This window comes from Streptomyces sp. NPDC002793, assembly GCF_040295485.1.
GTDB lineage: Bacteria > Actinomycetota > Actinomycetes > Streptomycetales > Streptomycetaceae > Streptomyces.
Genome location: NZ_JBEOVL010000047.1, coordinates 1 through 13,261, shown reverse-complemented (window position 1 = coordinate 13,261; position 13,261 = coordinate 1). Strand labels below are relative to the sequence as shown.

The window sequence follows — 13,261 nt, the reverse complement described above, 5'->3', positions numbered from 1 at the left end:
GGGCCGTACCGGGAATCGTCAGCGGGGGTAGCCGAAGCGGGCGAGGAGCGCGTCCAGCCCGTCGACCGCACGGTCCATCCAGCGGGCGACCGCGTCCATGAACCGGATGTCGCCGCTCTCGGTGATACGGGTCTGCAGCCGGTAGAGGTAGTCGTCGGCCCGGCGGGTCACCGGTTCGAATCGGTGGGTGAAGCGGCGGGTCACGGCGTAGTGGGCGTGGTCCGCGAGGATCACCGGGAGCAGCAGGACGACGGCGAGGGACGTTTCCAGACGCAGTACCAGGCGCCGCAGCGGATGTGGCCGGTCAGCCGGCAAGGACGGATGGGTCCGGGCCATCTCGGCGCGGATCCGGTCGACGGCGGCCGCGGCGTCCTCGGCCGCCTGGAGCCGGGTGTACGTCTCGGCGACCAGCCGCTCATGCGCGGCGTCCTCCAGCCACTGCGGCGGCCGCCTATCGCCGTCGCTGGTCCTCTCGTGCTCCGGGGTGTCGGTCATCGGGCACCGCCCGACCGGACCCGGCGCAGCGCCTCGTCCATGTCCGGGTCGGAGTCGTTCGGGTATGCGGCTAGGGCATTGATACGGTCGTTCATGCGTTCATCTCCGTTTTTGGTGATCGGTCGGACGCGAAGGTCCCCGGGCGGCGTCGTAAGCGCCTCCGGGGGCCGCCCGCTTATGCGGGGTCAGTTGGTGGTGAGGGTCCGTCCTGGTGACACGGGACGTCGTGCTCAACTGCGGAAGGTCGCCGCCGGTACGGACCGCGCGGACGAACCGCACGGTCGCCACCCGTCACGGCATCCAAACCAGTACGGCTGTTCTGGTTGCGCGGCGTTCATCCCGCAACCAGGAGGGGCGCGTCGCGGGCAATGGCGAATGACCCAGTCCATGAGGACCTCCTGGTGGTGATCGGTGCTGGTGGGTGCGCAGCCCGAGTGTCGTTAGCGCCATCGGGCCGCAAGGGTGACCGAGCGGCCACGACCGCGGCGGGCTCGTGATGAGGAGCGCGCCGGATCGAATCCGTTCGGGGTGTTCTGTCATGCATTGCGTTGCTCTCCACCAGTGACGGTGATTCTCCGGCGCCCGGGCTGTGACCCCCCTCTGCATAGGTCCGAACCCGTACCAGGTAGTCCGCGTGACCTCCCGTGTTCTGGTCCGGGTGACCGTTGTGGAGTTGGTGCGCCCCCCTGACCTGCGAGGGGAGCTCATTTGCGGGCTGCCACTCTGCGTGGCAACCGCGCCCGGCATTAAGTAGAGCACTACACTTAACAAAAATCAAGCACTACACTTAGCGCCACGACGCGAGAGCAGGAGGAAGCAATGGCCAGCAGAAGGAAGGGCCGGGAGGGCGGTTACGAGGCCATCGCCTCGAACTTCCGGCGCAAGATCAGTGACGGCGAGCTGAGTCCTGGGGACCCTCTGCCGTCGATGCGTGCCGTCTGTGACGAGTTCGGAGCGACGATCACGACCGTGAACCGGGCCTACCGACTGCTGCAGTCCGAGGGGCTGACACAGTCGAAGCCGGGCGTGGGCACGGTCGTCCGTGACCAGCGCCGGGTGCGTGTGCCATTCAGTACGTACGGCGAGGTACTTGCCCCGGGCGGGGACCTTGGCCCATGGGAACGTGCCACTGCCGCGCAGGGTCTCGCCGGCGGCATGGTTGTCCAGCCCCCGGAGCAGGAGGAGGCACCGGCCGAAGTCGCCCAGGCCCTCGGTGTGGAGCCGGGAACGCCAGTGATTCACCGGCGCCGCCGCGCGACGATCGGAGACGAGGTGGTCCAGATTCAGGACGCCTGGTATCCGCTCGATGTCGCAGCCGCGGCCGGACTGGACGCGCCTGGGAAGATCGTCGGGGGCATCCTCGGCGCCATGACCGGCGCCGGCTTTCTTCCGACCTCCACCGACCACCGGGTTACCGCGTGGGTGCCCACGGCTGAGCAGGCATCCGAACTGTCCCTCGGCGCACGGGTCTCTGTCCTCGTCGTGGAGCGGGTCACCCGCGACGACAAGGGCAACGTGCTGGAGGTCGCCCGGGTCACCGGAGCGGCCGACCGCCTAGAGCTGGTCTACGAGGGCCTGCCGCTCCACCAAGCGCCGAGCTAGGTCTTACCTGGCACCGCACGTGCCAGTGCCCCCCGCTCTTCAATGAGAGCGGGGGGCACTGGCATAGGTGCGGGTCAGGAGACGGAGCGAACCTGGCGGCGCCTGCGGGCGTCGGCTGGTGAAGTCCGGCGCGGCTGCTGCGCTCGTTCGTCGGGTTCGACGTCAGGGGCCTGGAGTGCGTCCAGCACAAGCTGAAGCACCTCCGGGTTCTGTGCGAAGAAGAACCGCGGATTCACACGGAGCTCGGGGCCCTTGCGCTCGATCAACCGGAGCGCGGCCAATCGGTTCAGCGCCTCGTAGATCGTGGAGACGGAATTACCGCAGTCCTTCGCGATCTGCTCGGGGTCAGCGGCGAGCGGCGCATACAGAGCGCCGTTACAGGTCAGCCACTCCAGTGTGGAGCGCTGCGCCGCCGACAGGCTGAGCGTGTAGATCGGGTGCGCCATGGTCAGGTCAGCGGCGTTGATTGGGGCAGTCACTTCGAGGCCTCCTGCACGAAACGGCGCAACTGCATGGGGAGCTGAGCGCCAAGGTTGGCGGCGATCTGTACTGCCAGGATCGCCGATGCCTGGGTGGCGTCGGCAGTGGAGCGGGTCTTATCAGCGAGTTTGCTGCCAGGCATCAGCTCCTCCGCCTCATCTGCCGACTCGGCTGCCGCGCGTGCCGTGTCCGCCGCCTTCTGCGCGGCCTTGAGCGCGGCGGTCAAGGCCTTGGCGTCCGGTGCGACGGCAGGTGGATCAAGACGGGCGCACGCCTTCACGTGGGCCTCGCCGCTGCCTTCCCAGAATCGGCGCGGGTTGAGTTGATAGGTGCCTGAGCGCTGACCACCGATCCGAAGCAGAAGGTTCAATTTCATCAGGCGGGCGACTGCGGCCTTGACGGTGTTCGGGGTGCTGCACAGCAGTGGCGCGACCTCTGCCGGCTCCAGCCGAATCGGGTTGGCACAGCCGCCGCGCTGCTTCATCAGGTCAAGGACGTCCCACTCGGTGCCGCTGAGGTTGAGGCTGAAGTTCGGCACCTCGGCCCCGTGGCCCTCGATCGTGTAGCCCTTGCCGTCGAAGGCATGGGGGACCCGCTGCTTCCGCTCAACGACCTCCCCTGTGGTGAGGTCGACCAGCTCCAGCCGCCGGGCTGCGCTGCGCGTGGCTGCCATGGGTCTCCGTCCAGTTTCCGTAAGGCACGCTTTTTCGTGCCTTAGCTCCGGTCGTTGATGCCTTACAGGCGTGATCTTACACATCCGCCTCCGAAAGATCGGGCTATAGCAGAGACCTGTCACGGTGCGTCCTGCAAGCGAAAGAGGCTAAGGCACGTTTTTCCGGGCCTTACGGCACGTTTTTTCGTGCCTTACAGCAGCGTTCGCCCAGGTCAGAGGCACCGTCCCCTTCTTGTATCAGAATGCGCGCGCGTGTTTACCCTCTGTGCAGGCTTAACGCAAGCACTCTCGTTACTCCGGCGTGTTGGGCCTTAGCAGCAAGGCTGCACAGCTCCGCTCCTCTTAAAGGTGCGGCTTGCTCTCGGCTTCGCGGGAGGGCGGCGTGTCCTCAGCCCTGGAGGGCTTGCGGGCCCCGCTGTGGCACCCGGGCACCGTCAGCGGCTGCGGACGACTGTGGCTTCACAAGCCAAATCAAAGGGGTCGCTGCCGTCCCCAGCTGAGGTATCTCCGAACCACCGTTGCTGCCTGCTGCGCCGCAGGGGTTGCCGTGTTGTGGCTGAGCTTCATTCCCCCGCCCAATTGATCATCCGCAGTAGTCGACACCAGCCACAGGGGAGCGGGAGGTGGGCACCTTCCACAGGAACGTCCTGATCGACGACGGCACCGGTCACAGGAACCAGGCGATGGGGGGTGGGGTCCGGAGGAGCCCCCCATCGGACGCGCAAGGGCGTAGCCCGTAGCCCCGGAGCGCAGCGGAGGGGTCGCTAGTAGTCGACCGCCACGGCGCGGCACCATTGCCGGACAGGGTCCGGTCGACGGAGGTGACGCACGGCCGGACCGGGCCGGCAGGTCCGGTGCCCACCACGGACGGTCAGCCGAGAAGAGCCCGGCCTCATCGCGATGAGGGGCCCAGCGCGCCGCTCGATGCCAGGCCCCTCGTACCCCGTCTCCATGCCCACCAGCGAGCAGGAGGCGGAGAGTATGCACTCCGGGTCAGGCCCCCGGAGCAGCACTGTCCCCGGCGGCAGGGTCCCGCATCCGGTACGCCGTCCGGTTCGCGTACTGGCGCAGCTCTTGACGCAGCCGCTCACTTCGACCCGGGTCGTACAGCAGGGCGGCTGCGAGGATTCCGTCCCCCACCGCGTCGTAGATCTGCCGTTGCTGAGCGAGGGCTCGTTCCATCGTGGCGACGGCCTCCGCTCCTGGGTCCAGGCGCTCTTGGTCGACGTTGGCGCTGTTCGCCTGCTCCGGGTCGTCGTGCTCCTTGCCGGAGGGCTGCGCCGGCACCGGGAGAGCGGCCGGTGCGAGACGTGGTGCGCGTCCTTCGGCGGCGGCCGTGGTGAGGACGTCGCGCACCTGGTCCGGCCGGGAGATCTGCCGGGCCGGAGGCAGTACTGCGCGGGCCTCTGCGAGGTCGGCCGCCGTGACCTTCCGATTGCCCCGCAGCTCCTTCACCTCGCGGTACAGAGCGACGGCCGCCTCCTGGCCGTAGTCCGTGAAGACGGGCCGCAGCTCCCGGGCCTGCCCCTCGTTGATGTCCCCAATTGGGGACACTGCGGCGGCGACGGGCCACGCCTCGATCATCCGGTACGCCTGTGACTTCCGGATCTCCCACACGTCGTCCAGGTATTCCACGAACGTCGCGTGCGTCTCCCGGTACAGGCGGCCCCGGCTGATGACCTCCAGGGCCTTGCCCGCGACGATCACCGACTTCCGGAAGCCGGTCAGTGCCTGCTCGCACACGACCAAGTGCGCGCGCTGCTGGTCGTCCAGCGGGGCCGTCACGGTCTCGGCGACGTCGTACGGCGTCGGGAGCTGCGCTACGGATACGGGCGTCGACACGTCCGCGCCGGTCAGCGTCGCGACGACTCCAGCGGACTGCGCGGCCGCGGCTTCCCTCTGGCCGGTGCCAGCCTCGAGCTCCTCGTCGTCCGGCTCGGCGCTGCGGGTCGACGGCATGGTCAGAGTGGGACGACGGCTCACGCTCCGGCCTCCGGAGTCTGCAGGAAGAGGTGCGCGGCTTGGTCGTAGTCCCCGGCCGCTGTCGACTTCGGCGCGTACAGGCGTACTGGTTGCTCCGCGATCGGGGCCTCTGCTGCCCGGACGCTGCGCCGGATCGGCACGACCACCGCGTCCGGGTAATCCTCGGACACCTTGGTGGCGAGTTGCCGGGCAAAGTCGCTCTTGTCCCACGCGGTGAGGAAGACGGCCCCGACCTTGAGCTTCGGATTCGTCTTGCGCTGGACGCTGCGGATCGTGCGGTCCAGCGACGCCATCGCCTTCATGTCCAGGCCGCCGACCTTCACGGGGACGAGAGCCTCGTCCCCGGCGGTGAGGGCTGCGACAGTGACAAGGCCGAGCGACGGGGCCGCGTCGATCAGGGTCACGTCGTACGGCGAGTGTCCGCCGGCCTCTTGCGCTTCCTGAGCGATGGCGGCCGCGATGGCGTTCTCCGCACCGATCGGCCGCTCGTACTCGACCCGCGAGAGGTCCAGCCCGGACGGCACGACGTCGACGCCCTCGAACAGGGTCGGGTAGGTCGCCTCAGCCAGCGTGCACTCGTCGAAGAAGACGCTGCGCAGCGAGTGGCGCGGCGAGCCCTCCGGATACTGAGGCAGCAACCACACCGACAGGGCGGCCTCCTGGTGGTCGGCGTCGATCACGCGGACCCGGAGGCCAGCAGCGGCCCAGGCGGCGGCGAGCTCCACCGCCGTGGTGGTCTTGCCCGCCCCGCCCTTCTGGTTCACGGCGACATAGACCCGGGGCGGCGTCGCCGGGCGGAACGTCGGTGGTTCCAGGATCTGTGGCCGCCAGGCCTGATACGGGGTGTCGGCGTCCCAGGTCGAGACGACGTCCAGCCGGTCGCCAGGAGGGCTGTCGAGAGGTGGCAGTGCCGTTCGTGGTGATTCGGTCATGCGGCGAACCTAACCGGCCACTTGACTTGCCCGGAACACCCACCCCGTCACGACCGTCGATCGTCTCCATGCATCTACGGGCGACCAACTCCGTCACGAGCGTGACCGGTCGATCTGCAGTGGGCGCCGCGTCGACGTTCTCTTCGTGCTCGCCAGGAGCTGCGGTGGCCATCGTCTCGCTCCGCGGTCTTGCGATGACCCTCGCAGACCCCGGCGGCCTCGGATCCAGGCGTCCCGGGCTGGAGGCATCCAACTTTACGGAACAGACCAGCTACCTTAGCCCCCTCCGGGCCGCCCAGGGCGGGGCGCCGCTCCGTCAGTTTCGGTACGGAGACCAGCCCGCTCCATGGCGGTTTGCCGGGGTGGGCTGGTCTGTTCCGTAAAGTTCAAACCTAAAAATTCAATGCCCCTTCGGAGTGGCTGCGGCCGGACGATCCAGTTGCCACCGAACCTCCCAGCCGCCTGCAGCCCTGCTTCGCACCGGAGTCCGCGGGATGCCCGGCGGCCGTGCGGGACCAGGTCCATAGAGTGGGCGGGTGACACCCGCCACCGACTCCCCCGACCCGCACGCGATCCTGCACGCCTGGCTCTCCGGGGCCTACACCCGCCCCGACGGACAGCAGGTCCTCGGCCGCGCCTGGGACGAGGACACCCGCTACCGCTACGGCCTGGTGCTCGCCGGAATCGACGCCCCCGCCGGCTGGCAACGCGACTGGTTCACATACATCGGCGACCTCGTCTGGCACTTCGAACCCCTGCACATCCAGGACTGGGCCACGCGCCTGACCAACCTCGACGGAAGCCTCATGGCCGCCGCGTCCCGGGGCCGCGCAGTCTCCGCCGTCCGCAGCTTCTACGCCCACTGCGAGCAGGACCTCGGCTCCGCCCGGTGGAACCTCCCTCCCCGCCGGGCGCTCGCCGGGCCCACCCCGCCCGCCGAACGCGACCAGCTCACCGCCCACCAGACCGACGCGCTGCGCACCGCCGCCGACCGCTACCGCGGCCCGCACCCCGAACGCGCCCGGCTCGCCCTCTACATGACCCTCGCAGGCCTGCGCCCCGGCCAGTCCATCACCCTCGTCCTCCAGCACGTCCAGCGCCACGACGCCTCCGGCCCCACCTGGCGCCTCCCGGCGAAGAACCACAGCACCTCCGCCGTCACCACCCCCCGGCCCATCCCGCGCCCCGTGGTGTGGGCCCTGGACGAATACCTGCCGGTGCGCACCCACAAAGCCCCGCACTCCACCGAGACGACCGGCCCTCTCCTGCTCTCCCGTACCGGCAGAGGCCTGGACCGGGTCACCTTCCCGCGCCTGCTGCGCGACGTCGCCGCCACCCACCCCGACCTCGAGGGCATCGCCCGCACCCTCCTCCCGGACATCGTGGCCCACTCCCCCAGCCCCTTCGCGGACGACGGCCGGGATCGACAGGACTGACCGCGCTCCGACACGGTGACCTCAGCCCTCTCGCCCTCGCCGGGGGAAGCGGCGATCGGCTTTCGGCCGGGCGTCCGAATCCGATGGTGTCGACTGTCGGTGGCCGCCGCGACACTCTCAGGTGATCACCGAACTGGGAGGGCGGATGGCGTTCCGGGCCGTGCATGCCGAGTAAGGGTGGGAGGGGCCGATGGCCACGTCTACGCGGCGAAGTGTCCACCTCGCGGCCCGCGTCGCGCACGACGGGCCGCAGCAGCTGTGCGCCGTCCCGCTATGATCGAATAAGGGTGGGAGGGGCCGATGGCCACGTCTACGCGGCGAAGTACCTGTCCGATCCGGTGTACCGGCGCAAGATCGCCCGGCAGCTGAACAAGGGCGTGTCGCTCCACTCGCTGCGCCGTCAGCTCCACTACGCCCGCGAGGGCAAGGTCACCCGGCGCCAGCCCGAGCAGCAGAACGAGCAGGCGTGGTGCCTGACGGTGGTGACGAACGCAGTGGTCTGCTGGCACACCGAGTATCTGGGCCTGGCCGTCGGCGAACTGCGCGACGCGGGCCGCGAGGTGGACGCCGAGGTCCTGGCGCACATCTCCCCGGCCCGCAGCTCGGCCGTGAACTACTACGGCTCCATCACCGTCGACTACGAACGCGAACTCGCCCAGCTCGATGAGAAGGGCCACAGGCCGCTGCAGACGTTGGCCGCCGACGACCCCGCAGCCGGGCTGTAGGGCGGACCGAGAATGTCCGGTGCCGGGCTACGGGGCGCGTCTGTACAGCGAAGGGCCGGCTCCCCTCGGGGAGCCGGTAGTCACAGAGCTGACGTCTTTGATCCCATCATCGCGCAATGCACCCAGGTCATTCCTCGTCAGCCCACCTCACGCTGGCGTCGGGCTGGACATGAACCGTCTGGGACATCTCCCGATAACCCCAGGACGGCTCATCCGTGGCAATCACCCATGCCTTGCCCTGAAAGGCTGTGGTGGGGATCTTGGTCACGGAGCAGGCATCGGCCGTACTCGTGACCGTCTTTCCCGCCGGCACAGTGACCTGCGCACCGGCCCCCCAGGGGGCTGGGCAACTATGTGCCTGCTGGGTCTGGACATAGGCAAGCTTCGCCTTCACGGTGACCGGCGACGACCCGGTGTTGCTCAGTTGCACTGCGAAGACAAGCGAGTTGCCGCGTACCTGTGTGCACGGCGCCCACGTCACGGTGCTCACATGGCGTTCCCGGCCGCACCGGAAGTTTCCGCTCACGGCCCCGGGCGAGACTGCCGCCGAGGCGGAAGAGGGGCTGTTTCCGGTCGACGAGCCGGCCGCACCCGGATGTGTTTCGGTCGTTGCCGAGGACTGTGGTGCCTGGCTCTTCGCTGGTGTCCGGTCAGGCGAATCGTCCCCGGCGTTTACCGCCGTGACCACGCCTAAAGCGATCACTCCGGCCGTGGCTACCGCGTACAGAGCGTATTTCACCGCCACGGGGATTCGGGGCCGGGATCTTCGGGCTCCGGGAGAGCGCCCTGCGGGCGAATCTACAGAGACAGGCTGATCGTGGCCTTCCGACTCTTCGCGGTCGGAGTCCATGCACGGGGCGGCTGAAGCGTCCACGACTGGATCGGCATCACCTGGTACGTCCTCCTCCTGCGAAGGAGGCGGAGAGTCGGCAGCGTCCTGGGGCAGGGCGGAGACCCCTTGGTGGTCGGCGGCCGGACGCTGAAGCCGGCGCTGCCGTTGAGCGGCCTTCGCTTCGGTTTGCAGCCGGTGCCACGCCGCCAGTTCTTCGTTACTCACCCTGAAGATCTCTGCCAGCGCCGTGAGTACAGCCTTGTCAGGCAGGGTCGTGTGCTCCGGATCCATATAGCGGCCGATAGACGAGCGGCCCAGTCCTTTGACGTTCTGGCCGTGCAGCCTTTCCTTGAGCTTCGCTTCGAGCCGGTCCAACGCCAGCTTGGATTCCGACGCTTCCCACGCTGAGCGCAGTTTCCGAGCAAGCATCACCCTCGCCGCGTCAGGCGCGCCATCCGGTTCGACATCCGCACCGTCGAGCGTGTCCCCGTTTCCCGCCATCGTCCCTCCGCCATCCCATATTCCAACGTTTCCGCAGGTAGATGCCGTGCAGCGGTAACGGGATCGGAACGGGACAAGCACGGGAAGCCGCGCCCCCTACAGCTCTGGTGCAGCTGCTGGATGTCCCTGCACCCTGGATCTCGCGAAGCCCACATGGCTAGTCGAGCTCGCAGGTCACCCCCACTCTCACCGCATCGGCATCCGCCGAGCCTAGCGACATAAATCATCGCGGGCCGCTTTCTCAACTCACTAAGGAGCGACGCTGATGAGCACCATCACGACGCGCTTGGCGCGTACCGCAACGGCCGCCCTGGCGACCACCTCGATCATTCTCCTCGCGGGCCTCACGCCCGCCGCTCAGGCCGAGGAGATCGGTGCCGCCGCCAAGGGCAGTGTCACTGCGGCCAACACCGTCTATCTGAAGTTCGACAAGAACCCGAAGTACCCGTTCTACTCCAAGCTGTCCGTCGTCAAGGGCAGCACCGTATGGGCCAACTTCCGGGCCGGCTCTGGCATCACCGAGAACGAGTGCACGACGGGCCGCGGCTGGCTGCCCAACGGCACCTACACGGTCGGGCAGCACTACAAGACCTACAACGGCGACCTGATCAAGGGCTACGCGATCCGTCTGTCCGACAAGAGGTGCAACAACGGCACCGGCCGCCTGCGCACGCAATTGTTCATCCACAGCGAGATGAACAGGGACGGGAGCCAGGGCAGCACCGAGCGGCGCAAGTGGACCGACAAGAACCCGAACGACTTCCTCTCCAACGGCTGCATCAAGATGCAGCCCGAAGAGATCAAGAAGCTGTTCCGGCTGCTCGACCGGATCGGATGGCCGAAGACGCTGAAGGTCGTCAGCTAACCCACTCAAGGCCGAACGACGCGCCAAGACGTTCGAATCACCGGGGCCTCGCCCACTGAGGGGCCCCGGGCCGATCCAATTGCCTGCTCCAACCCACAGGAGGAGATCGACTCATGCCCCGATGCAAGTCATGTGAAGGAAACGGCGAGTGCCGGAAGTGCGACGGAACTGGAGAGCTGGACGGCTTCTTCTCCCGACCCAAGTGCGACGCCTGCGGCGGTGACGGCGTGTGCCACTCGTGCAAGGGCCGCGGAGAGTCCTGGGGCTGGTGACCAGCCCCAACGCTTCGCTTGGTGCATGCCTGAACGGCTGCGGCTGAGCACCACCTGCGACGGATCCGGCCACCGCGGCGTGTGGAAGCGCGACAGCTGCCGCAGCAGCGGCGACTGCAAGGCGGGCGGCGGCCGTGGCTAACCGCATGAACGCCACAGGGTGACCTGACCCCTGCTTTTCGATGAGGGCTTCTGCCACCCGGCACAAGCCCTCACCACCTCAGACATCGCGGACGCGACTGGCCCACATCAGCGCGCCCGCCACCGATTGCCCCGCCGGATAGGCAGGGGCCTAGAACATGAGGATGCGATATGCGTAAGACAATCAGGAATCTGATGGCGCCCACGGTGGCAGCCGCTGTTGTCAGTGCCGTCGTATTCGGTGTGGCCCATGAGGGAGAAACACACAGCGCCGACGTCTCGCTCAGTACTTTCGACGCCTTCGGTGACGGCCAGGCACGGAACGACAGTGCCTCTGCCGCCGCGGGGAACAGCGACGCTGGTGGACACCCACAGCCCGGATTGCACGGGACGCCTTTGACCAAGCCGTCGTCCAGCGGCACGCGCTGGCCCGTCCTCAAGACGGGCCAGCGCAACGAGAACGTTCGCAGCGCCCAGTTGCTGCTCGCCTCCAGCGGCTATCGCCTCGCTGCCGACGGAATCTTCGGCCCGGCCACCGCCGCCGCAACATCGGCGTTTCAGCGCGGGCACGGCCTCACTGTGAACGGCTCCATTGACGAACCCACCTGGAACAAACTGGGACGCACAATCGGCCGCGGAGCATCCGGCCCCGCAGTGAAGGCCGTGCAGGTCCAGCTGAACATGTACCGCAACCAGCTCGCCGTCGACGGAGCGTTCGGACCTGCCACCGCGGCCGCCGTGACGAAGTTCCAGCAAAGTCGCGGCCTGCCGGCCGACGGCATCGTGGGTCCGTCCACGTGGCAGAAGCTCATCAGCGGGACCGCGCTGGCCAAGTCCGGCACCCCCGCCAGGCCTGCCCCAGCCCCGGCTGCGCCGTCCCAGCTTTCCGAGAAACTCACCCACGCCCAGGCCATGGCCCTGCTGCGGCCCGTCGGCATCACCACATCGTCAAGCGACGGCTGCGACGACCGCAACAACAGGGACTGCACGAGCCTGGACGACATCCGCAGCGACTCCATCCGCGGGGTCATCGCCCTGCGCAAGGCCAGCGGGTGTCCCCTCGTCATCACCGGCGGCACCGAGTACGGAGTTCACGACGAGACGATCACGAAGGCCCACACGAAGGGCTACAAGCTCGACCTCCGCATCGATACCTGCATCACCAACTGGATCAAGAACACCCAGCGCAGGGACGGCTACCGCGAGGCCGACCCGCGTTGGAGGGGCAAGTTCAGCGACATCGCGGTCGAGTACATCTACGAGACTCCCACGAAGGGCGGCGTCCATTGGGACATCACCTTCAACTAGGCCCGGACTTCGCAGGTCACGAGCACGTGACGGTCGTGGCTGAATCCCCCGGGGCGCTGCCGCCGGCCCCCAGCCGAGGGCTTCCGCCGGGTTCACCCGGCGGAAGCCCCACCTCCCGCCCCCAAGCCCGGTAGCGGTTCGACTGCCAGCCCATGCCGATCAGATCGACATCCGACCCCGCCAATTTCAAGACCGAAGGAGAACGATCCTCATGAACGAGGCACCCCGTCCGGAGTCCGCGCAGAGCAACCTTTCTGGCCAGCAGCCGGGATCGCATATGCCGCCTCCGCCGAGTTACCCTCCGCAGCCTCAGATGTCACCCGGCTTCGGTTACGTGCAGCAGCCGGGGTACGCCAGCGGCTCCCCGGGCATGCCCCAGCGGGTCAAGGCAGCTCGCATCGTCTTGTTCCTGCTGGCGGGCTTCCTGATCATTTTGGGCCTGGCCGCGCTCGCTCAAGCCGATGCAGCACAGAGCTCCCTCGACCCTTACAGCGGTTCTTCGGGGTTCATGGCCCCCGCTGTCGAGGAGGCGGAGCAGAAGGCGGCATCGCAGATGGTGCTCGCTCAGGTCGGAATGATCTGGGGCACCATCTACGCCGCTCTCGCACTCGTCCTTGCCGCACGATTCGGCAAGGGAGGCAACGCCCTCCGCATCTGCACAATTGTCTACGGCGCCTGGCTCTGCGTAGTCGGCACCTTCGCTCTCGGCCTCACCGCCAGTGCCGCCCCCGCCACCATGGTCATGGCAGCCCTCGCAGAGTTGGCCGCCGGTGTTCTGCTGATCGTTTTCATGGCTCAGAAGGACGGCGTGGCCTGGTTCAGCCGACCACGCCACTGAGCGCAGCAGAGACGAAGCCGAACCGCGTCAAGTCTTTGTCCTTCCATACCCCTCCGGTGCACGCCGGAGGGGTCGCCTCAGTTAGAGCCTGTTTCTAAGCCCCGGTTCTGAGTAGCCTGGCGTCCTACGCTGGCCTGGTGTCCGAGGGCACCGGACAGGCCGGGGAGAGGAACTGCCG

General features: G+C 67.9%; 12 protein-coding genes. 6 read left to right on the top strand and 6 right to left on the bottom strand.

Translation table 11 applies throughout. The features are described from left to right. Positions 1–18 precede the first annotated feature (18 nt). A complete protein-coding gene (locus ABT001_RS30535) occupies positions 19–495 on the bottom strand; it encodes a hypothetical protein (RefSeq protein WP_351284195.1) in 477 nt (158 codons plus the stop codon). A gap of 819 nt (positions 496–1,314) precedes the next feature. Between ABT001_RS30535 and ABT001_RS30530 the strand changes: the two genes are divergently transcribed. Continuing rightward, positions 1,315–2,097 (top strand): GntR family transcriptional regulator, encoded by a 783-nt coding sequence (locus ABT001_RS30530; RefSeq protein WP_351284192.1) that lies wholly within the window; start codon positions 1,315–1,317, stop codon positions 2,095–2,097. 74 nt (positions 2,098–2,171) lie between these two features. Here the strand turns inward: ABT001_RS30530 and ABT001_RS30525 are convergent, their stop codons facing one another. The 4 genes from ABT001_RS30525 to ABT001_RS30510 form a co-directional block, all read right to left on the bottom strand. Next, complete coding sequence (locus ABT001_RS30525; protein WP_351284190.1) at positions 2,172–2,576, bottom strand: MarR family transcriptional regulator; 405 nt, start codon at positions 2,574–2,576, stop codon at positions 2,172–2,174. After that, positions 2,573–3,250: a hypothetical protein gene (locus ABT001_RS30520; protein ID WP_351284187.1), complete on the bottom strand. Its 678-nt coding sequence runs from the start codon at positions 3,248–3,250 to the stop codon at positions 2,573–2,575. The genes ABT001_RS30525 and ABT001_RS30520 overlap by 4 nt, the downstream gene beginning before the upstream one ends. A gap of 993 nt (positions 3,251–4,243) precedes the next feature. Next, positions 4,244–5,233, bottom strand: a complete 990-nt coding sequence (locus ABT001_RS30515; protein WP_351284184.1) for a hypothetical protein — start codon at positions 5,231–5,233, stop codon at positions 4,244–4,246. After that, complete coding sequence (locus ABT001_RS30510) at positions 5,230–6,165, bottom strand: ParA family protein (RefSeq protein ID WP_351284182.1); 936 nt, start codon at positions 6,163–6,165, stop codon at positions 5,230–5,232. The genes ABT001_RS30515 and ABT001_RS30510 overlap by 4 nt, the downstream gene beginning before the upstream one ends. Before the next feature lie 536 nt (positions 6,166–6,701). Between ABT001_RS30510 and ABT001_RS30505 the strand changes: the two genes are divergently transcribed. Beyond that, positions 6,702–7,601, top strand: a complete 900-nt coding sequence (locus ABT001_RS30505; protein WP_351284179.1) for a site-specific integrase — start codon at positions 6,702–6,704, stop codon at positions 7,599–7,601. Between the two features lie 287 nt (positions 7,602–7,888). Further along, positions 7,889–8,326 carry a Tn3 family transposase gene (locus tag ABT001_RS30500; protein WP_351284176.1) on the top strand — a complete coding sequence of 146 codons (438 nt, stop codon included), beginning with the start codon at positions 7,889–7,891 and terminating at the stop codon, positions 8,324–8,326. 127 nt (positions 8,327–8,453) lie between these two features. Here the strand turns inward: ABT001_RS30500 and ABT001_RS30495 are convergent, their stop codons facing one another. After that, positions 8,454–9,659: a hypothetical protein gene (locus ABT001_RS30495; RefSeq protein ID WP_351284173.1), complete on the bottom strand. Its 1,206-nt coding sequence runs from the start codon at positions 9,657–9,659 to the stop codon at positions 8,454–8,456. A 265-nt stretch (positions 9,660–9,924) separates the two neighbouring features. Here ABT001_RS30495 and ABT001_RS30490 point away from each other — a divergent pair, with 265 nt between their 5' ends. The 3 genes from ABT001_RS30490 (at position 9,925) to ABT001_RS30480 (ending at position 13,083) form a co-directional block, all read left to right on the top strand. Then, a complete protein-coding gene (locus ABT001_RS30490) occupies positions 9,925–10,524 on the top strand; it encodes a L,D-transpeptidase (RefSeq protein WP_351284170.1) in 600 nt (199 codons plus the stop codon). 584 nt (positions 10,525–11,108) lie between these two features. Then, positions 11,109–12,245, top strand: coding sequence for a peptidoglycan-binding domain-containing protein (locus tag ABT001_RS30485; protein ID WP_351284167.1), 1,137 nt, complete (start codon positions 11,109–11,111; stop codon positions 12,243–12,245). A 313-nt stretch (positions 12,246–12,558) separates the two neighbouring features. Then, a complete protein-coding gene (locus tag ABT001_RS30480) occupies positions 12,559–13,083 on the top strand; it encodes a hypothetical protein (protein ID WP_351284164.1) in 525 nt (174 codons plus the stop codon). Positions 13,084–13,261: the final 178 nt, after the last annotated feature.